The sequence below is a fragment of the Metapseudomonas cellulosilytica genome (assembly GCF_049334135.1).
Lineage (GTDB): Bacteria > Pseudomonadota > Gammaproteobacteria > Pseudomonadales > Pseudomonadaceae > Metapseudomonas.
Window position 1 is genome coordinate 14,783 of sequence record NZ_JBHZGN010000023.1, and the last position, 22,474, is coordinate 37,256.

The following is a 22,474-nucleotide window of genomic DNA, read 5'->3' on the forward strand; positions in this document are numbered from 1 at the left end:
TCAGGCGGGTGCATCCGAATTCAGGGAAGGATCTCGACTTCTTCGCTATCGCTGCCGCCGTTGGCCGAAAGCACTTTCACCGAGGCGGGCGGAATACTGGTGATCGGAACCTGCAGCCGACCGCTCACCAGGTCACCCAGGCCGTCGACGGTCAGCGTCGGCTGGCCGCTCTGGTCGCTGGAACTGGCTTCCACTGTCAGCAGGCCGCTGACCAGGCTGTACTCGGCACGGCTGATGGTGACCAGGTCAACCAGCGGCGCGCTGACGGTGTTCGCGGTGCTGCTGGGAATGGCCAGGCTGTTGTCTGCGCTGAACGACACGCTGGCGCCGGGCAATGGCGTGCCGCCGGACTGGCCGTACCAGGCGCCGGTGGCGTTGCCCCGCATGGCGCCGCTGGTGCCGGCGGTGTCGGTGTAGTTCACGCTGGCCGGCGGCGGCGGGGCGAGGGTGAAGAAGTCCTGCTGCTGCGCCGCACCGGCATCGCGGGAGTAGCTGGCGCGCTCGACGATCAGGGGCGTAGGCAGCTCCACCGTGGAGAGCTTGCCGGAGATGGCGAACAGGCGCGTTTCGGCGCGCAGGCCGTTGGGGCCTTCGATACGCACGAAGTTGGTCCCGAAGGGGCTGCCGCTCACTTCCTCCAGCACGTTGGGGTCGCCGATGAAAGTTTCCGGCAGGTTGGTGACCGGGTTGGTTTCCACGTAGGGGCCGTTCACCGAGCGCAGGAAGGGCCCGATGTTGCCCTTCAGTGCGCCGCTGAAGTCGCCCGGCGCGCCGATGCCGATGTCGCGGGTCATGTTGATGGCGCGGGTGCCGGGGGCGTCCACCTCGAACACGTCCATGCCGTAGGGGTGGGTGATGGTGTAGGTGCCGGCCACCGGCACCGTCACCCGGATGCGGATGCGCGCGAAGCTGACCTGGTCGCCTGCCGCCGGCAGCCCGCCACCGAACGCGGCTTCCAGGGCCGAGACGTAGAGCAGGTCGATGCCCGTGGCGGCGTCGGTGATGGCGGCATCGCCGGTGAACCAGAAGGCCTCGTCGGGGAAGTTGCCCGGGAAGGCGATGGGCAGGGTCTCGTCGAACACCCCAGGCGCCGGCAGCAGGTTACACATGAAGGAGCCCGGCACGCGCGTACTCTGCGCCTTGGACAGGCAGAGGTCGAGGGCGCGGCCGTGGGTGTCCTGGTACCAGGCCGCGAAGAATCCGTTGGCCTCGGAATAGGTGGTCTGGTCGACCGCGTAGAGACCGGCCCTGGCCGGGCCGACCAGGAGTCCGAGCAGAAGCGGGAGCGCGAGTTTGGGCAGTGCGGTGTGCATGGTGTCGCCCCTTCCAGTCGATGAACTTCGCCGTTTGTCAGGCTCCGACAGGCGGCGGCCCGTCGTTGGGTTGGGGCGGGCGCAACTCTCGTGCCATCCGGCGCCGCGCGCTCTGCTCCGCGGGTGGGGAGAAAAACGGCCAAATCCCGGTCGCGCAACCGCGTGCCAAGGGTTGGGGACTGGTGCCCCAGAACTGGGGAGGAAGTGGGTGGAGAAATGGGGGATCGCCGTCCCTGTCGATCCGGCAGTCGCCGGGCGGCAGGCCTGCGGATGATCCGGCCTGCGCTATAACTACCCCGGAACCGGCGCAGGAGCGGCCGGCCGGCCGACGGCCCTTATCAGACGCTCTCCCTGGGAGCGAACCGCCGGTCACTCAAGGGGAGGTTGTGATGATGACGGCGCTGCTGGCAAAGCCCTTCAATCTGTTCCGCTGGTTTTCCCTGGTGAGCCTGGTGATCATCCTCGCGGTGGCCATCCTGCTCGGCCTGGCGGCGACCCGCTTCCTGATGAGCGAGAGCATCGACCGCGATGCCATGCTCAGTGCCCAGTTCATCAAGTCCATCGCCGACGTGGAGGTCATCCACGGCAATTTCTCCCCCGGCCTGACCCTGGGCGAGTTCCTTGACAAGCGGGTGGACGGTACCCGTCTCGGGGTATCCCACGAGCAACTGGTGAAGTCCCACGAAGAATTCTTCGACCACATCGTGCGACTGCCCGATGTGCTGCTGGCCAATGTCTATGCCCCCGACGGCGTGGTGATCTGGTCCACCGACGCCCGGCTGGTGGGCGGCCGCTCGCTGACGAAGGCCAAGCTGGCTGAAGCGGTGCGCACCCGCGACACCGTGACCACGTCCCATCACGGCCCCGACGGCAGCCCGGCGGAGTTCTACTTCATGCGCGTGCCCAACAGCCTGTACCTGGAAAGCTTCATCCCCCTGCTGGATAGCCGGGGCGAGGTGCTGTCGGTGATCGAAATCTACAAGGAACCGGTGGACCTGATCGCCCGCATGAAGCGCGGCTTCATCCTGCTCTGGATCGCCACCGCCCTGGGAGGCGCGGTCATCTACCTCAGCCTGTTCTGGTTCGTCCGCCACGCATCGCGTCTGGTGGACGACCAGCAGCGGCAACTGGTGGAGAACGAAACCCTGGCCCTGCTCGGCGAGATGTCCACCGCGGTCGCCCACAGTCTGCGCAATCCGCTGGCTTCCATCCGCTCCAGCGCCGAGCTGGCCCTGGAGGTGGACCCGGGGCCGCTGCACAAGAACCTGGGCGATATCATCACCCAGGTCGACCGCATGTCGAAGTGGGTGCGCGAGCTGCTGCTGTCGGCCCGCCCGCTCAGCGGCGATCAGGAAGCGGTCGACCTCACCGCCGCCATCGAAGAAACCCTGGCCGCCTACGAGCCGCAGATCCGCCATGCCGGAATCTCGGTGGCGTGGGACCAGACGCAGGCCCCCAGGGTGGTCAGCCATCCGGTCCTGCTGCAGCAATTGCTCAGCAGCGTGTTCGCCAACGCCATCGAGGCCATGCCGCGCGGCGGCCTCCTGGCCATCCACCTGAAGCCGGAAACGCGCAGCCAGATGCTCACCCTCACCATCAGCGACACCGGCAGCGGCATGTCGCCGGCCATGCTGGAGATGGCCTTCAAGCCTTTCCACACCACCAAGCGGGGCGGCCTGGGCGTCGGCCTGATGCTGGTGCGCAAGATCGTCGAGCGCTTCGGTGGCGCAGTCAGTATCGACAGCCGGGAGAACGCCGGCACCAACGTGCACCTGACCTTCAGGGCCACGGCAGGGGGATGACCACAATGGGCAACAGCATTCTGATCGTCGAAGACGACGAGATCCTGGCCGACAACTTCTGCACCTACCTGCAGCGGCGCCAGTTCGACGTCATGGCCTGCAGCTCGGCCGAGGAAGCGCTGTCGATCATCGAGGCGCAACACCCGGACCTGGTCCTCACCGACTATTGCCTGCCGGGCATGAGCGGCTGTGACCTGATCAGCCGCGCCCGCGCACTGGACGAGCAGCTCAAGGTGGTCATGATCACCGGGCACGGCAACGTGCAGGGCGCGGTGGAGGCCATGAAGGCCGGCGCCAGTGACTACCTGACCAAGCCGGTGGCCCTGGCCGAGCTCAAGCTGGTGGTGGACAAGGTGCTGGAAGCGCGTCGCCAGGAACAGCGGCTGTCCTTCTACCAGCAGCGCGAGGCCCAGGACTCCGGGCTCGCCGCGCTGATCGGCGATTCCGAACCGATGCAATCCATGAAGAACGTGGTGCGTCAGCTGCTGGCGGCCGAGGAGCGCATGGCCGGGGAAGACCTGCCGGTGGTGCTGATCGAGGGCGAGACCGGGACCGGCAAGGAACTGGTGGCCCGCGCCCTGCACTTCGACGGCGCGCGGGGCAAGGGGCCCTTCGTCGAGTTCAACTGTGCATCGATTCCCTCGCACCTGCTCGAAGCCGAGCTGTTCGGCCACGAGAAGGGCGCCTTCACCGATGCCAAGGACCGCCGTGTGGGCCTGGTGGAAGCGGCCGACGGTGGCACCCTGTTCCTCGACGAGGTGGGCGAGATCGACCTGCTGCTCCAGGCCAAGCTGCTCAAACTGCTGGAAGACCGCACCATCCGCCGCCTGGGCTCGGTGCGTGAGCGCAAGGTCAACCTGCGGATCATCAGCGCCACCAACTGCAACCTCGAGCAGATGGTGCAGGAAGGCAAGTTTCGCCGGGACCTGTTCTTCCGCCTGCGCATCATCACCATCAAGGTGCCGCCGCTGCGCACCCGCGGCGACGACGTCCTGACCCTGGCCGAACACTTCGTCGCCCAGCACGGCAAGCGCTATGGCAAGCCGGGGCTGCGCTTCAGTCCCGAGGCGCGCGACGTGCTCAAGGGCTACAGCTGGCCGGGCAACGTGCGTGAACTGCGCAACATGCTGGAGCAGACGGTGCTGCTGGCGTCGGGCAACACCATCGGCCCGGAACAGCTGACCATCTGCCATGGGCTGCTGGCCGGCGCCGGCGTCACCGAGGCGGCCGTCCCGGCCGTCACCGGAGGCGGCGTGGTCCTGGACGACGAGAACATGAGCCTGTCCGATGCCGAGCGCGACCTGGTGGTGAGGGTGCTGGGCAAGACCGACTGGAACATCTCCAAGTCCGCCCGCATGCTCGGCCTCACCCGCGACATGCTGCGCTACCGCATAGACAAGCTGGGCCTGGAGCGCCCGGATCGCCACCAGCAGTGATCCGGCCCCGCTTTCGGGGCCCTGGCCCAACCAGGTTCGGGGATTTGTCCACTGGTGAAACTGTCACTGCGTTCTAGACTCTTGAACCATCGGTCCGCGCGGACCGATGCACCCTTGGCGCGGAACGTGCAGGGATGCAAGCAGCGTCCAATGGGGTCGCCGTCCGGTCTCCTGACAGGGGAGCAGCCACAGTGTCGAAGAAAGTACTGATCGTCGACGATGAAGAAATCCTCGCAGGGAATTTCCAGACCTACCTGGAGATGCTCGGCTGTGAAGTGCAGACTGCCGCCAATGGCGCCATCGCCCTGCAGACGGTGCAGAGCTTCAAGCCTGACCTGCTGGTGCTGGACTATCGCTTGCCGGACATGACCGGCTTCGATGTCTTCGACGCCATGTGTAGCCTGCACCTGTGCGAGACGGTGCTGATGACCGCGCACCCCAGCATCGAGGTGTGCAACCGCGCCATCGAGCGCCACATCGACATCATCCTGCTCAAGCCCTTCCCCTTGCATGAGCTGGGCAACGTGGTGCTGCACGGCCTGCCCACGGGCACGCCGCGCGAACAGCCGGAGCTGGCGGAGCGTCGCCATGGCGGCGAAGTGAGTTTCCCGCTGAAGCTCTTCGACGGTGCCTGGGTGCTTTCCGACCGCCGCCGTCCCGCGGCCAGCGCCGAAGGGCCGCCGAAGCAGATCAAGAAAGGCACTTGAATCCGAGACTGTCCTGGCCTGGTTCGCCCCTGGCCACGCCTGAAACGCCAGGCCCCCGAAGCGCGCGTGCCTTCGGGGGCCTTGTTGTGGTGGAGACGAGGAGGATCGAACTCCCGACCTCGGCGTTGCGAACGCCGCGCTCTCCCAGCTGAGCTACGTCCCCGGTAGGCACAAGACTAGACCCCGATACGGTGGATTGCCTCGCGGCATGACTGCCGCACGTGGTCAAACGTAGGGTGCGCCATGCGCACCGATTGCGGGGGCTGGCCCCGGCGCCGGGATCAACCGCTAGTGCGCGCGGCGCACCCTACCAGGGTGGTCCTCGTTGGGGCGGCTGCGCGGCCCATCGCGAATGAATTCGCTCCTACTGGATGCTCGATGCCAACTCGAAGATCGGGATGTACATCAGGATCACGATCACCCCGATGATCAGCCCGATGAAGGTCATCAGCAGGGGTTCGAACAGGCGCACGAACCATTCGATCCAGCGGCTGGTTTCCTCGTCATGGAAATCGGCGGTGCGCTCCATCATCTCCCCCAGGTTGCCGGACTGTTCGCCGGCCCGCAGCATGCGCAGCGAGACCGGTGTGGCCAGGCCGTGTTCCTCCAGTGAACGGGACAGCGCCTGGCCTTCGCGAATGCGGGCGGCGGCCTGGTCCAGTCGCGGGCGCGAGGTGGCGCCGACTAGGCCGCGAATCATGCCGATGGCGGTGAGGATGGGGATGCCGCCTTGCAGCAGGATGCCCAGGGAGCGGTAGCAGCGCGCCAGTTCGTAGACCTGCAGGCGCTCCACCTGGCAGGCCAGGGCGCGGCGCACAGCTTCCTGGCGCAGCAGGGCCAGCAGCGACCAGCGCCGCTCCGGTTGCAGGGCGAGCACGCGCAGCCCCTGGGCTTCGGTCTGGCGGCGGGCGTCCTCGCGGTCCGTCGCCTCCACCAGCAGCGACACCACGCCGGCTTGCGCCCGTACCGCCTTTACCTGGAAGCGCATGGCGGTCACTGCCAGCTGGTGACTTCGGCGTTCTCGCCGTCGCCGCCGAGCTGGCCGTCCTTGCCGAGGGTGAGCAGGTCGAAGTCACCGTTCTCGCCGGGAGCGCGGTAGACGTAGGCGCGTCCCCAGGGGTCGTGGGGCACTTCCTTCTGCAGGTAGGGGCCGGCCCAGCGCGGCTCGTCGGACGGCGCGCTCACCAGCGCGGTCAGGCCCTGCTCGGTGCTGGGATAGCGGCCCACCTCCAGCCGATAGATATCCAGGGCCTTCACCAGCCCCTCGATCTGCGCGCGGGCCACCTTGGTTTCGGAACGGCCCAGTTGGTTGAAATACTTGGGCGCTACGATTCCGGCCAGCAGGCCGAGCACCACCAGCACCACCAGCAATTCGAGGAGGGTGAATCCGTGTATGGTTCGACGACGCATCTTCATGGCAACCTCCGCCGCGGGTCAGTGGAGGTGACTATGCAAGAGCTGTGCACGACGAGCGGGCGAGAGAAGCGACACGTCGCCGGTTGGATCATCCGGCACGTGCTTTGCTGACGGTACAGCACCCTACAACCCAAAAGGGCATCGGCCCTCTCAGGGGAGAAGAACGATGAAAGTGCCCGCCCTGGTGCTGTTCAGCATCCTTGCATCCACCGCTTACGACGCCCGTGCCGACATCTACCAGGTGGTGTCCGCCAACGGCACCATCACCCTCACCAACATCCATCGAACGGACCGCAAGCAGGTTCGCGTGGCCCGCGAGAAACCCAAGCTGGCCAAGGCGCCGAGCCGGGCCGCGCCCTCGCGCAAGCGCCCGCTGAAGGCACCGCGCTACGCCCTGATCGTGGCCCAGGCCGCATTCGACTACGACCTGCCGACGGAGCTGCTGCATGCGGTGATCCAGACCGAATCCAACTACGACCCGTCCGCGCTCTCGCCCAAGGGCGCGGCCGGGCTTATGCAACTGATGCCCGACACCGCGAAGGACCTCGGCGTGCATGACGTCTTCGACCCGACCGCCAACGTGCGGGGCGGGGCGCGCTACCTCAAGCGCATGATGACCCTGTTCGACAATGACCTGTCCCTGGCGCTGGCCGCCTACAACGCGGGTCCCGGGGCCGTGTTCGCCTACAATCGCGCCATTCCCCCCTACCCGGAAACCCAGCGCTACGTACCCAGCGTGCTGGGGCATTACCAGCGCCTCCAGGCCGACGCGAAACGCCCCCGCTAGTGGGGAAATTCCCCACTAGCGGGGATGGATTCCGAGCGATGGATTCCGCTAGGGCGCAGCGAAGCCCATCAGCCGGGTAGGGTGGACAGCGCTTTTCTGTCCACCATCGGAGTCCCGCCTGACTTCGCTGGTGGATAAAAGAGCGTTATCCACCCTACACGCCGACCCGCACCACCATCTTCGCCCCAACCCCCAGAAAACCGGGGAAATGGGTGGGAATCGGGTGGGGGAAATTCTGGCCCATCCGCGTTCTCTGGTCGCAAGCGATTGAATCCAAAGGCTTTCCTGTGGTGACACAGGCATTGCTCGGGAAGTCCTGCCCTCTATTGGCATCCGTGCACCTGATACCGAGGTCAGCCAAGATGAAACGGACTCCCCCTTCGAGCAGTGCAAACCCTATTTCCGATGGTGCCCCGAGGGCAGCTCTCTATCTGGGGGGCGCCCTCCTGTTGCTGGGGGCGCTCTTTTCCACCGAGGACGCCCGGGCGGCGATCCGCTGCGAGCGGAACCTGGTGGCCAACGTGGTGGCGCTGGACCAACCGCTGATGTTCAACCGCCTGGGGGCGCAGAACATCAACGGCATGATGCTCGCCCTGCGCCGCGATGTGCTGGACAAGAATGACGTGCCGCTAAGCCGGGGCGGCGCCGCCGTGCCCGGCGAAGTGGCACTGCGCCCGGACAAGCGCCCGCGTCCGCTGGTGCTGCGGGTGGCCGCCGGCGACTGCCTGACCATCAACCTGCAGAACCTGCTGGCCTACCAGGCCAAGCTCGTAGCCGTTGTTGCCCACTGTCGGGATGCTGGCTTCAGCCATGAACCAGAAGAGCTCGCTGGGCCAGTTGTTGGGGAACACCATGGGCTGGGTGTCGTCGTACAGGCCCGGCTCCGGCAGCAGGGTGCACATGTAGGAGCCCGGTGCGCGCGAGCTCTGTGTGCGGGACTGGCAGAGTTCCACGCTGAGGTCGTTCTCATCCTGGTACCACTGGGGGAAATGGCCGGTGGCGGCCGTGTAGGGCCCGGGGTCGACGGCCTTGAGATCGGCCTGGACCGCGCCGGTGCCACCGATTGCGAGACCCAGGGTTGTGAAGAACAGGCTGGACCACTTGTTCATGTTGCCTCCTGGCGCTAGAGCGCTCGGCTCCGGGTTCGCTTAGGGAAGGATGACCACTTCTTCGGTGTCCACGCCGCCCCGTGAGCTGACGGCCTTGGACAGGCAGAGGTCGAGGGTCCGGCCGTGGGTGTCCTGGTACCAGGCGGCGAAGGAGCCGCGCGCCGGGTCGTAGGGGCCGGGATCTACGTCGAACAGCGCCGCCTGGGACTGGCCGGCCGCAACGACGATGAGGAACGGAAAACTGGCCTTGCGGAGTGTGCGTTGCATGAGCATTCCCTCTTGCAATGTGGGCGCCTCCCTGCGAATTCGCGTTGCCACAGGCCGGCTGCCGGGCCCTCCGCAACGAGCGTGCCAGCAGGTCGGAATCGGGCCGCGAGGCCGCGCCACACAAGGCTTATTACCGTGGCGAAGAAATCCGCCAGGCCCACCGGAAAGGTGGGGGAGTCCACCCACAATTGGGTGAATCTGGGGGTGGTGGGGACGCCGGGGAAGACCTGGGGATTTGCGGGGGAACCGCACGGGGCGGGGCTTTCAGGCGGTCAGGGGGAAACCGGCCTGGTTTATGCAGCGACACTGTCGTCCAAGGCCGCCCGGTTGGCACGACGGGTCAAACCCCTCACGCAACGGATAGGAAGGCTTCCATGAGCACTCTGTCAGTGATCTGGGATCGCTACACCACCGGAAAGACCGGCGATACGCCACCCCCGCAGTTCAACCTGCTGCGCTGGTTCTCGCTGGTCAGCCTGGTGGTGATCGCCAGCGTGGCCATTGGCCTGGGCATCATCTCCACCCGCTTCGTGGTGACCGAGAGCATCGAACGCGACGCCCTGCTGAGCGCCCAGTTTATCCAGTCGATCGCCTCGGCCGAGATCCGCCATGTGGCCCTGCCGGCGAGCATGACCATGGGCGAGCTGCTCGATGCCCGCCAGGACGGGCACCAGCCGCAGAGCCTGCTCGAGGCCCGGCAGCGGGCGCGCAACGAGTTCCTCGATCACCTCACCATGCTGCCCGACGCCTTGCTGGCCAATATCTACGGCGCTGACCGGGTGATCGTCTGGTCCACCAACCCGAACCTGGTGGGCAAGGACATGAGCGGCAACGATGACCTGGAGCAGGCCTTCTCCTCGCCGACCCAGGTGGCGTCCAGCTATGACGAGGTCACCGGTGGGCGCAGCGAGCAGAAATTCCTCCGCGCCCCGCGCACCCTGTTCATCGAGAACTACATCCCGCTGCAGGACGACGCCGGCAACGTGGCCTCGGTGGTGGAGATCTACAAGGAGCCCCGCGACCTGGTGCAGCGAATCCAGCGCGGCTTCGTGCTGATCTGGCTGGCCACCGCCATCGGCGGCGGGCTGATCTACCTCGGCCTCTACTGGATCGTGCGCCGGGCCTCGGGCCTGCTGGCCTCGCAGCAGAGCCAGCTGATCGCCAACGAAACCTTCGTCGCCCTGGGGGAAATGTCTTCCGCCGTGGCCCACAGCCTGCGCAACCCCCTGGCGGCGATCCGCTCCAGCGCCGAACTGGCCCAGGAGCTGGTGGACCCGCCGGTGCGCAAGAACATCAGCGACATCATCAGTCAGGTGGATCGCATGTCGAAGTGGGTGCGCGAGCTGCTGATCTCGGCGCGGCCGCTCTCCGGCGACTGCGAGGCGGTGGAGCCGGTGGCGGTGATCAGCGAGGCGCTGCACGGTTTCGACCAGCAGATCCGCCATTCCGGCGTGCGCGTGGAGTTCCACGCCGAGGCGGCGCCGGCGGTGGTCAGCCACCGGGTGCTGCTGGCACAGGTGCTCAACAGCCTGTTCGCCAACGCCATCGAGGCGATGCCCAACGGCGGCCTGCTGCGTATCGAGCTCAGGCCCGATGGCAGTGGCAAGCGCCTGCTGCTGGCCATCACCGATACCGGCCAGGGCATGTCGCGCAAGCAGGAAACCCTGGCCTTCAAGCCCTACTACACCACCAAGCAGGGCGGCCTGGGCGTTGGCCTGGTGATGGTCAAACGCATCATGGAACGCTTCGGTGGCCAGGTCAGCCTGACCAGCCGCGAGCGGGAGGGAACCCGTATCTGCCTGAACTTCAAGGTCGCTGGGGGGCGGAGTTGATGGAACACAGCGTGCTGATAGTCGAAGACGATGAACTGCTGGCCGGCAACATCCAGACCTACCTCGAGCGCAAGAACTTCGAGGCCCTGGTCTGCCACTCGGCGGAGGAGGCGCTGGAGCTGCTGCGCAGCCAGTTGCCCGATGTGCTGCTCACCGACAACTCCCTGCCGGGCATGAGCGGCCATGAGCTGATCCGCCAGGTGAGCGCCAGCGCGCCGCAGGTCAAGCCGATCATGATGACCGGCTACGGCAACATCGAGGACGCGGTGCAGGCGATGAAGGCCGGCGCTTTCCACTACCTGACCAAGCCGGTGGCCCTGGCCGAGCTCAAGCTGCTGCTGGACAAGGCCCTGGAGGCCCAGCGCCTGGAGCACAAGCTGGACTTCTACCAGAGCCGCGCCGCCCAGGACGCCGGGCTGGCGGCGCTGATCGGCGAGTCGCCGGCGATGCTCGAAGTCAAATCCATGGTGCGCCAGTTGCTGGACGCCGAAAGCTGCATGGTCGACGCCGAGTTGCCGGCCGTGCTGATCGAGGGCGAGACCGGCACCGGCAAGGAACTGATCGCCCGCGCCCTGCACTTCGACGGCGCGCGGGGCAGCGGGCCCTTCGTCGAGTTCAATTGCGCGTCGATCCCGGCGCATCTGCTGGAGGCGGAGCTGTTCGGCCACGAGAAGGGCGCCTTCACCGACGCCAAGGACCGTCGCCTCGGCCTGGTGGAAGCGGCCGATGGCGGCACCCTGTTCCTCGACGAGGTGGGCGAGATCGACCTGGTGCTCCAGGCCAAGCTGCTCAAGCTGCTGGAGGACCGCACCATCCGCCGCATCGGCTCGGTGAAGGAGCGCAAGGTCAACCTGCGCATCATCAGCGCCACCAACTGCAACCTGGAGCAGATGGTGCAGCAGGGCAGGTTCCGCCGGGACCTGTTCTTCCGCCTGCGCATCATCTCCATCCGCGTGCCGCGCCTGTATGCCCGGGGCGACGACATCCTGCTGCTGGCCCGGCATTTCCTCAGGCAGCACGGCAAGCGGTACGGCAAGCCGGGGCTGCAGTTCTCCGCCGAGGCCGAGGACCTGCTGCTCGGCTACAGCTGGCCGGGCAATGTGCGCGAGCTGCGCAACATGCTGGAGCAGACCGCGCTGCTGGCCCAGGGAAACCTGGTGAACGCCGCGCAATTGCACATCTGTCCGACCCTGGTGGAGGACCACGGCAGCCGCTACCGCGATCCGGGGAACGGCCATGGCGGCGAGCCCGAGGCGGAGCGCGACATGGTCATCCGCATGCTCGACAAGACCGATTGGAACGTCACCAAGTCCGCCCGCCTGCTGGGCCTGACGCGGGACATGCTGCGCTACCGAATCGAGAAACTGGGCCTGGTCAGGCCGGATCGCCGTCACTGATCCGCCACCTTGCCCCGGCGCCTGACGGCGCCACTGTTCCCTAGCAACTCCCTCTCGCCACCACGGGAGGAGGAGATCCTTGTGGCCGGGCCGCGATCCTGCTCGCATCGCGTCATCGTCCACCGGGGCCGGTGCCCTCACACTGGTCCCGATTTCTTATTCCAGACGCCAGCCCCCGGGCTGGCGTCTTCGCTTTCGGGAAGCCCGGGCGGTCCATGGCGAACGAACGGGCTATGTCTGAGTTAGCTATTGCAGCGCCGAACAGAAGGGTCTAGTACGGCTCCTTCATACCTCCGCACCCGCCTGACACCTCCCTCTCCCCCGGCCCCTCTCCCGGGGGGAGAGGGGTGACTCGCGCCTGACAGGGCGCAGCAATCCTGATGCCTGGTCAGCGTCTGAACCTGTGCGAAAAAAGGTGGGGCAGCGACTTCGCCCCGTCAGGAGGCCGAGCGGAATCGTTGCGCAGGGGGACGAGCGGCATGGATGCCGCGAGAGGCGTGCGGGGCCATGGATGGCCCCTCACGCCGGGCCCCCGGAGCAACGATGGAGCGAGGGAAACGCAGTAACAGCCGAAGGCTGGTCACCCCGGCGCAGCCGGGGCCGGATGCAGGGGCAAGCCTTTTTGGTTTCTTTTTTGGCGACTGAAAAAAGAGACTCGCCGGGAGGCGAAACAGGGACACGCCGCACACTCGATAAGCAGCTTGGCTCAGGACGTTCCAGCAACAGTTAACGTAGACATAGCCAACGAATTCGCTCCCGCAAGCTGGGGCCAGGTCAGTGGCAGGACATGCTCGGCACCACCCGATCGTCATTCGCGCCCGACACTCGGTCATGTCTGCTGAACAATGTCCCGCCTGTGCCACTCAAATGTTCACGGACCCTGTCGGTCGAAAGAGGTGCAGCATGAGCAGTGAACGAAGCAGCGGCATTTCCGGGAATGACAGCAAACGCCAGCCTGAGGTGCCGCGCTGGCTGATCGACCCCGATTGCGTCGACCTTGAACTGGAACGCGATCCGGACGATCCCCTGTTCGATACCACCCTGGACGATGCCGAAACCTTCCGGCATTCCCACAGGTGATGAACGAGAACTGTTTTTACCGGTAGCGCTGCCTGACTGCATGATGGCAGAATGAGATCAAGCGACATGGACGTCACCCATCTTCACCGCGCCCACGGGCGCGCCAGACAGAACCCCCGGAGGCCCAGGCCACCGGGGGTTCTGTCGTTTCAGCGGCCGACAGGGCTGGGGCACGGCCGCCATCTGGGCTAACCTCTCGGCGCCGTGCCGGCGTCCCGGACCCGCCGGCACTCTCGTTCGTCTTTCCCAGGAGCTCGCAGATGCAGCAAAGCCAGGAGCTGTCGCCCGGCATGATCGTCATCCATGGCAACCATCTGGAGGAGCTGCGCGCCCTGGCGGTGGAGTGGATGCGCCGCTACCCGCTGCGCCCGCTGGAAGACGAAGTGCTGCTGGTGCAGAGCAACGGCATCGCCCAGTGGCTCAAGCTGGCCCTGGCCGCGCAGGATGGCTGCGGCATCGCCGCGGCGCTGCAGGTGGAGCTGCCGGCGCGTTTCCTCTGGCAGGCCTATCGCACGGTGCTGGGGCGCGAGGCGATCCCGCAGCAGTCGCCGCTGGACAAGGCGCCGCTGACCTGGCGCCTGATGCGCCTGCTGCCCGCGTTGCTGGCTGACGAGGCCTTCGTCCCGCTGCGCCGCTTCCTCGCCGACGACCAGGACATGCGCAAGCGCTACCAACTGGCCGAGCGCCTCGCCGACCTCTTCGACCAGTACCAGGTCTACCGCGCCGACTGGCTGGCGGACTGGGCCGAGGGACGCGACCGCCTGCGCACCTCCCGTGGCGGTGAACAGCCGCTGGACGAAGCCTCGCGCTGGCAGCCGGCACTCTGGCGTGCGCTGCTGGCCGACGTCGGCCACGAGCACCTGGCCGAGAGCCGCGCCGGCGTCCACCCGCGCTTCATCGCGCGGCTGCGCGAGCTGGACGCGCCGCCGCCCGGCCTGCCCCGGCGCATCACCGTGTTCGGCATCTCGTCGCTGCCGGCCCAGGTACTGGAGGCCCTGGCGGCGCTGGCGCGCTTCAGCCAGGTGATGCTCTGCGTGCACAACCCCTGCCAGCACCACTGGGGCGACATCGTCGAAGACAAGGACCTGCTGCGTCACCAGTACCGGCGCCAGCAGCGCAAGCCCGGCCAGGCCGGCCTGCCCGGCGATGACGAGCTGCACCAGCACGCGCAGCCGCTGCTGGCCGCCTGGGGCAAGCAGGGGCGCGACTACATCAACCTGCTCGACCAGTACGACGAACCCCAGCGCTACCGCGAAGAATTCGAACGCATCGACCTGTTCAGCCCGGCGCCGACGGACAGCCTGCTCGGTCAGCTGCACAACGACATTCTCGATCTGCGCCCGGTGGCGGAAAGCCGCAGCACCTGGCCGGCCGTCGATCCCCGACGCGACCATTCGCTGCGTTTCCATATCGCCCACAGCGCCCAGCGCGAGGTGGAAATCCTCCACGACCAGTTGCTCGCCTGTTTCAACGCGGACCCCGGCTTGCGGCCGCGCGACGTGATCGTCATGGTCCCCGACATCAACACCTATGCGCCGCACATCCAGGCTGTGTTCGGCCAGTTCGGCGCGGACGATGCGCGGCGCATCCCCTTCACCCTGGCGGACCAGGGGCTGCGCGGCAAGGAACCGCTGGCGATCGCCGTCGAGCACCTGCTGCGCCTGCCGGACAGCCGCTTCAGCGTCAGCGAGGTGCTCGACCTGCTGGACGTGGCGGCGCTGCGCGAACGCTTCGCCATCGCCGAGGACGACCTGCCGACCCTGCGCCGCTGGCTGGAGGGCGCGGGCGTCCGCTGGGGCCTGGACGCGCGGCAGCGCGAGGCGCTGGGCCTGGGCCAGGGGCTGGAGCAGAACACCTGGCGCTTCGGCCTGCGGCGCATGCTGCTGGGCTATGCCGTGGGCGGTGCCGGTGCCTACGCCGGTATCGAACCCTATGACGAGATCGGCGGCCTGGACGCGGTGCTGATCGGTCCGCTGACGCGCCTGCTCGATGCCCTGGAACGCCAGCTCGAAGCGCTGCGCCAGGACGCCACGCCCAAGGGCTGGGGCGAACGCCTGCGCGCGCTGCTGGAGGACTTCTTCCGGCCGTGCGGCGAACGCGACGAAGTGCTGCACAACCAGTTGCTGGACGCGCTGGATGGCTGGCTGGAGCTCTGCGAGGCCGGCGGCCTGGACGAGCCCGTACCCTTGGCGGTGGTGCGCGAAGCCTGGTTGGGCAACCTCGACCAGGGGCGCCTGAGCCAGCGCTTCCTCGCCGGTGCGGTGAATTTCTGCACCCTGATGCCGATGCGCGCCATTCCCTTCCGCCTGGTCTGCCTGCTGGGCATGAACGATGGCGATTACCCGCGGGTCCAGGCGCCACTGGATTTCGACCTGATGGCGGCGGACTACCGCCCCGGCGACCGTTCCCGCCGCGAAGACGACCGCTACCTGCTGCTCGAAGCGCTGCTGGCGGCACGCGACCGGCTTTACGTCAGCTGGGTGGGCCGCAGCATCCGTGACAACAGCGAACGCCCGCCGTCGGTACTGGTCGGCCAGTTGCGCGACCATCTCGGCAATGCCTGGACCCTGGCCGGCGAGGGTGATCTGCTGCACGCCCTGACCACCGAACACCCCCTGCAGCCCTTCAGCCGCCGCTACTTCGGCGATGACCCGGCGCTGTTCAGCTACGCCCGCGAATGGGCCGCGCTGCATGGCCAGCCCGTGGAAAGGGCGGAGGCCGGAGAGCTGCCGCCCTGGCAGGATGGCGGGCAACTCGGCCTGGAGGCGCTCCAGGGCTTTTTGCGTGACCCGGTGAAGTACTTCTTCACCCGCCGCCTCAAGGCCTATCTCGACGAAGAAGAGCAGCCGCAGCTGGACAGCGAACCCTTCGCCCTCGACGGCCTGCAGCGCTATCAGTTGCAGGACGAGCTGCTGAAGGCGGCGAGCCTGGCCCAGGTGCCCGAGGATGCGCTGCTGGCGGCCGCCGAACGCATGCAGCGCAGCGGCCGCCTGCCGCTCGCCGGCTTCGGCGAGCAGTGCCGCGAGTCGCTGGTGGAGCCGCTGCCGGCGCAACTGCAACGTTACGCAAGCCTCTGCGCCCGTTGGCCGCAGCCGGTGGAATCCCCACGGCCACTGGACTTCGCCCAGGGCGAAGTGCAGCTCTCCGGCTGGCTCGGCGGGCTGCGCGAGGGCGCCGATGGCAGCCTGGCGCGCATCGAACTCTTGCCCAGCGCCCTGGCCAAGGAGAAGAGCTGGAAATGGCATCGCCTGCTGCGCCCCTTCGTCGGCCATGTGGTGGCCGCCGCCAGCGGCGTGAGCCTGCGCAGCCTGCTGGTGGGCGAGGATTGTGCGCTGGAGTTCGCACCGCTGGATGCCGACCATGCCGCGACCATCCTGCGCACCTGGCTGCAAGCCTGGACCGAGGGCATGCGCGCGCCGCTGCCGGTGGCGCTGAAGACCGCCATCGCCTGGCTGCAGGAGGCCAATGAAGACAAGGCCCGCAACGTCTACGAAGGCGGCTACAACCTCACCGGCGAAGTGACCGGCAGCGCCAGTCTGGCGCGCCAGTACCCGGATTTCGCCGCGCTCAGTGCCGATGGCGCCTTCGCGCAGTGGAGCGAAGTGCTCTACCGGCCATTGCTGGACAGCCAACCCACCCGCATCGAGGAGCCCCAGGCATGAGCCGTCCCCTTGCCCTGAGTTTTCCCCTGCACGGCAGTCGCCTGATCGAGGCCAGCGCGGGGACCGGCAAGACCTACACCATCTCCGCGCTCTACCTGAGGTTGATCCTCGGCCATGGCGGCGACGCGGCGTTTGCGAACCCGCTGCTGCCGCCGCAGATCCTGGTGGTGACCTTCACCGATGCCGCCACCCGCGAATTGCGCGACCGCATCCGTGCGCGCCTGGTGGAGGCGGCCGCCAGCTTTCGCGGCGAAGGGGAGGGCGACGGCCTGCTGCAACTGCTGCGTGCCGACTTCCCCGCTGCGCAGTGGCCGGCCTGTGCCCGGCGCCTGGAACTGGCCGCCCAGTGGATGGACGAGGCCGCCGTCTCCACCATCCACGGCTGGTGCCAGCGCATGTTGCGCGAACACGCTTTCGACAGCGGCAGCCTGTTCAGCCAGACCCTGGAAACCGATCACAGCGAACTGCTGGCCGAAGTGGTGCGTGACTACTGGCGCCAGCACTGCTACCCGCTGGATGGCGCCGCGCTGGACTGGGTCGCGCGCCATTGGGGAACCCCCGCCGGTCTGGGTGCACGCCTGCGCCCCTTGCTGGGCGAGAGCGAGGCGGTTGCGGCACAGGCCCTCGGCACCTTGCTCGACCTGGTCCTGCAACAGCGCGAGACGGAACTGGCGGCGCTCAAGGCGCCCTGGGAACAGTGGGCCAACGATTTGCAGAACCTGCTGGATGCCGCCGTGGCGGCCAAGCAGGTGGATGCGCGCAAGATCCAGGCGCGCTATTACCAACCCTGGTGCGACAAGCTGCGGGCCTGGGCGACGGGCGCCGATGCCCAGCTGGAGCTGGGCACCGGCTTCAGCCGCCTGACCCCCGACGGCCTGGCCGAAGCCTGGAAGGGCGACGCTCCCCGCCACCCGGCGCTGGATGCCATGGTTGACCTGCAGGCGCGCCTCGACGGCCTGGCCGACCCGGCCGAAGTGGCGCTGCGCCATGCCGCCGCCTGGGTGCGCCAGCGCTTCGACCAGGAAAAGCGCCAGCGCGCGGAAATGGGCTTCGACGACATGCTCACGCGTCTCGACGCGGCCCTTCAGGGGGAAGGCGGCCAGCGCCTGGCCGAGGTGATCCGCCGCCAGTTCCCGGTGGCGCTGATCGACGAATTCCAGGACACGGACCCGCTGCAATACCGGATCTTCGACTACCTCTACCAGGTCGAGGCGAGTCGCAGCGACTGCGGCCTGTTCATGATCGGTGACCCCAAGCAGGCCATCTACGCCTTCCGGGGCGCCGACATCCACACCTACCTGCGTGCCCGCCGCGCGACCGAAGGCCGGCACTACAGCCTCGACACCAACTTCCGCTCCAGCCAGGCCATGGTGGATGCGGTGAACCGGGTGTTCCGCCTCGCCGAGGAGCGCGAGGCCGGACGCGGCGCCTTCCTCTTCCGTGAAGAGGGGCGCAACGAGCTGCCGTTCTTCGAAGTCGGCGCCCAGGGGCGCAAGGAAGTCTGGACGGTGGACGGCCAGGCGCAGACCGCCCTCGACCTCTGGCATCTGCACAGCGACGAGCCGCTGGCCAAGGGCGCCTACCTCGACGCCTTCGCCGCGGGCGCCGCCAGCGAGATTGTGCGCCTGCTCGACCTCGGCCAGCAGGGCCGCGCCGGCTTCACCAGGGGCGAAGACTCGGTACCGCTGCGGCCGAGCGATATCGCCGTGCTGGTGCGTGACTTCAACGAGGCCCAGGCGATTCGCGGCGAACTCGCCGCGCGCGGGGTGCGCAGCGTCTACCTGTCGGACAAGGACTCGGTGTTCGACGCCCGGGAAGCCCGCGACCTGCTGCTCTGGCTGCGCGCCTGCGCCGAGCCGGACCAGGACCGCCCGCTGCGCGCCGCCCTGGCCAGCGCCACCCTCGGCCTGGACCTGGCTGAACTGGAGCAGCTCAACCTCGATGAGCGCATCTGGGAACGGCGCGTCATGCAGTTCCGCGACTACCGCCAGCGCTGGCAGCGCCAGGGCGTGCTGCCGATGCTGCGCCAGCTGCTGCAGGACTTCCACTTGCCGCAGCGCCTGATGGGCCGCGTCGATGGCGAGCGGGTGCTGACCAACCTGCTGCACCTGGCCGAACTGCTGCAGCAGGCCGCCGCCGAGCTGGATGGCGAGCTGGCGCTGATCCGCCACCTGGGCGAATTGCTCGGCGGCGATGGGCAGGCGGCCGAGGAACAGGTGCTGCGCCTGGAAAGCGACGAAGCCCTGGTGCGGGTGGTGACCATCCACAAGTCGAAGGGCCTGGAGTACCCGCTGGTGTTCCTGCCTTTCATCTGCGCCTTCCGTCCGCTGGATGGCGGCAAGCCGCTTCAGGTGCACGACGGCGAGCGTCGTCGGCTGGTGCTCAGCGCCGACGACGACACCCTGGCGCGCGCCGAGCGCGAACGCCTGGGCGAGGACCTGCGCCTGCTCTACGTGGCCCTGACCCGCGCCCGCCACGCCTGCTGGCTGGGCATCGCCGACCTGAAGATCGGCAACGCGAAGAAGTCGCGCCTGCACGATTCCGCCATCGGCTACCTGCTGGGCGGCGGCGAGGTATTGTCCCAGAGCGCGGCGCTCGGCCAGTGGCTGGCGCCGCTGAATGACCTGCCGCGCAGTGAAGTGCAGGTCGCCCCCGAGGCCACCGCGCAGCTCTACCGCCCGGCAGTGGTCGAACGCGCCGAGCCGGTATGGCGCACGCCGCAACGCAGCGCCGCCGAACACTGGTGGATCGCTTCCTACAGCGCCTTGCGCATGGAGGAGGGCGACCTGCCGCCCGCGACCCGGCATGACGACGCCGCGCCGGATAGCCCGGCCATGCAGAACTCCACCGATGACGAGAGTCCCGAGCTGGCGCAGGCCCAGCTGCCGTCGGGCGCTCGCGGCCTGCACCGTTTCCCTCGTGGCCCCAACCCCGGCACCTTTCTCCATGGCCTGCTGGAAATGGCCGCCGACGAAGGCTTCGCCCGGCTGGCCGAGGCGCCCGCGGAGCTGCGCGAACTCCTGGCGCGGCGTTGCAACCGGCGTGGCCTGGAAAGCTGGATCGAGCCGCTGCACGAATGGCTGCAAGCGCTGTTGGCCCAACCGCTGGGGCTCGGCGAAGGCCCTTCGGCCAGCCTCGCCAATCTCGACCAGTACCAGCCGGAGCTGGAGTTCTGGTTCGAGGCCAGCCGCGTCGACGTGACGCGCCTGGACGCCCTGGTGCAGCGCTTCGAACTGCCGGGTGTGGCACGCCCGCCGCTGCGACCGGACACCCTCAATGGCATGTTCAAGGGCTTCATCGACCTGGTGTTCGAGCATGACGGCCGCTACTACGTGGCCGACTACAAGTCCAACTGGTTGGGCGCGGACGAGTCCGCCTACACCGTCGAGGCGATGGCGGCGACCATGGCCAGCCAGCGCTACGACCTGCAGTACGTGCTCTACCTGCTGGCCCTGCATCGCCAGTTGCGCCTGCGCCTGCCGGACTACGCCTACGACCGTCACGTGGGGGGCGCGCTCTACCTGTTCCTGCGTGCGCCATCGCAGGGGCTGTACCTGGCCCGCCCGCCGCGGGAACTGATCGAAACCCTGGATGCCCTGTTCAAAGGCGAGCACGAGGAGACCGCGGCATGAGCCAACACCTGTCCCAGACACTGCGCGAGCGTGGTGAACTGCTGGTCCTGCTCGCCACCTGGACCGAGCGCGGCTGGCTGCGGGAGCTGGACCGTGCCCTGGCGCTGTTCTTCGCCGAGCTGGACCCGACCGCGCCGCCACTCTTGATCCTCGGCGCCGCCCTGGCCAGCCACCAGCTCGGCCAGGGCCACGTCTGCCTGGACCTTGCCACGACCCTCGCCGATCCGGACTTCGCCCTCTCCCTGCCGCCCGAGGGTGAGGAGGCCGAGAACGCCGCGCTGCTACCCTCGCAACTCCTCGCCGGCCTGGAACTGGCGGAGTGGCTGGCCGCCTTTACCGGCAGCCCGCTGCTGGCGGGGGAGGATGCCGCGCCGCTGGTGCTGGCTGGCCAGTGCCTCTACCTGCGTCGTTACTGGGATTACGAGCGCCGCGTGGCCGGTCGAATCGCCGAACGCCTGCAGGCTTCGGCCGCGCCCGGCGACTTGGCGCAGCGCCTTGGCACACTCTTCCCCGAGCCGCTGGTGCTCGATGGCGTGCGCCGCACCGACTGGCAGAAGCTGGCCTGCGCCCTGGCGGCCCAGGGGCGCTTCACCCTGATCACCGGCGGCCCCGGCACCGGCAAGACCACCACCGTGGTGCGCCTGCTGGCGCTGCTCCAGGAAGCGGCGCTGGACGCCGGCCAGGCGCTGCGCCTGAGCCTGGCCGCCCCCACCGGCAAGGCCGCTGCGCGCCTGACCGAATCCATCGGGGCCCAGGTGGCCTCGCTGCCGGTGGCCGAGGCGGTGCGCCAGCACATCCCCACCGAGGTGACCACCCTGCATCGGCTGCTCGGCAGCCTGCCGGACAGCCGCCACTTCCGTCACCACGCCGGCAACCCGCTGCCGCTGGACGTGCTGGTGGTGGACGAAGCCTCGATGATCGACCTGGAAATGATGGCCAACCTGCTCGACGCGCTGCCTGCCCACGCGCGGCTGATCCTCCTCGGCGACAAGGATCAACTGGCGTCGGTGGAAGCCGGCGCGGTGCTCGGCGACCTCTGCCGCGACGCCGAGGCCGGCTGCTACAGCCAGTCGACCCGGGCCTGGCTGGAACAGCAGAGTGGCGAGCACCTGGACGACCCGGCGCTGCGCCCTGGCAATGACGACCAGGCGCTGGCCCAGCACATCGTCATGCTGCGCCACTCGCGGCGCTTCGACAGCGGCTCCGGCATCGGCCGCCTGGCTCGCGCGGTGAACGTCGGCGACGCCGGCACCGCGCGCACTACCCTCGCCGCCGGCAGCGCCGACCTGCACGCGCTGCGCCTTGCCGACGAACAGGACCGCGCCCTGGAGCGGCTGCTGCTGGATGGCCTGTCCGCTGCCGGAGAGCGCCCGGTCGGCTATGCCCACTACCTGGAGCGGATGCACCAGCAGCGTCCGGCGCCCAGCGCCGACGAGGACAGCTGGCAACGCTGGGCCGCCGGCGTGCTGGCCGACTTCGAGCGCTTCCAGTTGCTCTGCGCGGTGCGCAAGGGCCCCTGGGGCGTCGAGGCACTCAACCAGCGCATCGCCGAGGCCCTGCTGCGGCGCGGCCTGCTGGCTCAGGACCATGGCTGGTACGAAGGCCGCCCGGTGCTGGTGACCCGCAACGACTACAGCCTGGGCCTGATGAACGGCGATATCGGCATCGCCCTGCGCCTGCCGGAACCGCCGGAGTCCCCCGGCGCCGAGCCGCGCCAGGTGCTGCGCGTGGTGTTCCCGCGCAATGATGGCAGCGGTGCCCTGCGCTACATCCTGCCGAGCCGCCTGGGAGCGGTGGAAACCGTGTTCGCCATGACCGTGCACAAATCCCAAGGCTCGGAATTCGCCCACTGCGCGCTGATCCTGCCCGACACGCTCAACCCGGTGCTGACCAAGGAGCTGGTCTACACCGGTATCACCCGCGCCCGCCACTGGTTCAGCCTGGTGGAGAGCCGCGCGGGGATTTTCGAGCAGGCGGTGCAGCGTCGCGTCGAACGCCGCAGCGGCCTGCGTGAGGCGTTGGGGTGACGGGCCG

General features: G+C 68.1%; 12 protein-coding genes, 1 tRNA gene and 3 pseudogenes. 11 read left to right on the top strand and 5 right to left on the bottom strand.

Features of this window, described 5'->3' with window-relative positions; genetic code table 11:
* Window positions 1-20 precede the first annotated feature (20 nt).
* Entirely contained in the window at window positions 21-1,313 is a 1,293-nt protein-coding gene (locus ACFW0H_RS23585; protein WP_422916278.1) for a hypothetical protein, read from the bottom strand.
* A 389-nt stretch (window positions 1,314-1,702) separates the two neighbouring features.
* Here ACFW0H_RS23585 and ACFW0H_RS23590 point away from each other — a divergent pair, with 389 nt between their 5' ends.
* The 3 genes from ACFW0H_RS23590 (at window position 1,703) to ACFW0H_RS23600 (ending at window position 5,258) form a co-directional block, all read left to right on the top strand.
* Window positions 1,703-3,115, top strand: coding sequence for a sensor histidine kinase (locus ACFW0H_RS23590; RefSeq protein ID WP_422916279.1), 1,413 nt, complete (start codon window positions 1,703-1,705; stop codon window positions 3,113-3,115).
* Window positions 3,116-3,120: 5 nt separating this feature from the next.
* Complete coding sequence (locus tag ACFW0H_RS23595; protein WP_422916280.1) at window positions 3,121-4,551, top strand: sigma-54-dependent transcriptional regulator; 1,431 nt, start codon at window positions 3,121-3,123, stop codon at window positions 4,549-4,551.
* A gap of 191 nt (window positions 4,552-4,742) precedes the next feature.
* A complete protein-coding gene (locus ACFW0H_RS23600; protein ID WP_422916281.1) occupies window positions 4,743-5,258 on the top strand; it encodes a response regulator in 516 nt (171 codons plus the stop codon).
* Between the two features lie 87 nt (window positions 5,259-5,345).
* Here ACFW0H_RS23600 and ACFW0H_RS23605 read toward each other — a convergent pair.
* The 3 genes and pseudogenes from ACFW0H_RS23605 to gspG all read right to left on the bottom strand — a co-directional run bounded on the left by ACFW0H_RS23605 (window position 5,346) and on the right by gspG (window position 6,668).
* Window positions 5,346-5,421, bottom strand: a tRNA-Ala gene (locus ACFW0H_RS23605).
* Window positions 5,422-5,622: 201 nt separating this feature from the next.
* Window positions 5,623-6,105 (bottom strand): annotated as a pseudogene (locus tag ACFW0H_RS23610) (type II secretion system F family protein); the annotation flags it as partial.
* A 146-nt stretch (window positions 6,106-6,251) separates the two neighbouring features.
* Entirely contained in the window at window positions 6,252-6,668 is a 417-nt protein-coding gene (gene gspG / locus ACFW0H_RS23615) for a type II secretion system major pseudopilin GspG (protein ID WP_422916341.1), read from the bottom strand.
* A gap of 172 nt (window positions 6,669-6,840) precedes the next feature.
* Here gspG and ACFW0H_RS23620 point away from each other — a divergent pair, with 172 nt between their 5' ends.
* Together ACFW0H_RS23620 and ACFW0H_RS23625 are read left to right on the top strand one after the other, a co-directional pair.
* Window positions 6,841-7,461, top strand: coding sequence for a lytic transglycosylase domain-containing protein (locus ACFW0H_RS23620; RefSeq protein ID WP_422916282.1), 621 nt, complete (start codon window positions 6,841-6,843; stop codon window positions 7,459-7,461).
* Window positions 7,462-7,823: 362 nt separating this feature from the next.
* Window positions 7,824-8,225, top strand: a pseudogene (locus ACFW0H_RS23625) (hypothetical protein); the annotation flags it as partial.
* 30 nt (window positions 8,226-8,255) lie between these two features.
* Here the strand turns inward: ACFW0H_RS23625 and ACFW0H_RS23630 are convergent.
* Window positions 8,256-8,837: pseudogene (locus ACFW0H_RS23630) on the bottom strand (hypothetical protein); the annotation flags it as partial.
* A gap of 374 nt (window positions 8,838-9,211) precedes the next feature.
* Between ACFW0H_RS23630 and ACFW0H_RS23635 the strand changes: the two are divergent.
* The 6 genes from ACFW0H_RS23635 (at window position 9,212) to recD (ending at window position 22,467) form a co-directional block, all read left to right on the top strand.
* Window positions 9,212-10,669 carry a sensor histidine kinase gene (locus ACFW0H_RS23635; protein ID WP_422916283.1) on the top strand — a complete coding sequence of 486 codons (1,458 nt, stop codon included), beginning with the start codon at window positions 9,212-9,214 and terminating at the stop codon, window positions 10,667-10,669.
* Window positions 10,669-12,066 carry a sigma-54-dependent transcriptional regulator gene (locus ACFW0H_RS23640; protein ID WP_422916284.1) on the top strand — a complete coding sequence of 466 codons (1,398 nt, stop codon included), beginning with the start codon at window positions 10,669-10,671 and terminating at the stop codon, window positions 12,064-12,066. Before ACFW0H_RS23635 ends, ACFW0H_RS23640 begins: the two co-directional genes overlap by 1 nt.
* Window positions 12,067-12,969: 903 nt before the next feature.
* Window positions 12,970-13,146 carry a hypothetical protein gene (locus ACFW0H_RS23645; RefSeq protein WP_422916285.1) on the top strand — a complete coding sequence of 59 codons (177 nt, stop codon included), beginning with the start codon at window positions 12,970-12,972 and terminating at the stop codon, window positions 13,144-13,146.
* 260 nt (window positions 13,147-13,406) lie between these two features.
* The gene (recC, locus tag ACFW0H_RS23650) at window positions 13,407-16,808 is read left to right on the top strand and encodes an exodeoxyribonuclease V subunit gamma (protein ID WP_422916286.1); all 3,402 of its coding nucleotides are present in this window, start codon (window positions 13,407-13,409) and stop codon (window positions 16,806-16,808) included.
* A complete protein-coding gene (gene recB / locus ACFW0H_RS23655; protein WP_422916287.1) occupies window positions 16,805-20,440 on the top strand; it encodes an exodeoxyribonuclease V subunit beta in 3,636 nt (1,211 codons plus the stop codon). The genes recC and recB overlap by 4 nt, the downstream gene beginning before the upstream one ends.
* Window positions 20,437-22,467: an exodeoxyribonuclease V subunit alpha gene (gene recD / locus ACFW0H_RS23660; protein ID WP_422916288.1), complete on the top strand. Its 2,031-nt coding sequence runs from the start codon at window positions 20,437-20,439 to the stop codon at window positions 22,465-22,467. Before recB ends, recD begins: the two co-directional genes overlap by 4 nt.
* Window positions 22,468-22,474 lie beyond the last annotated feature (7 nt).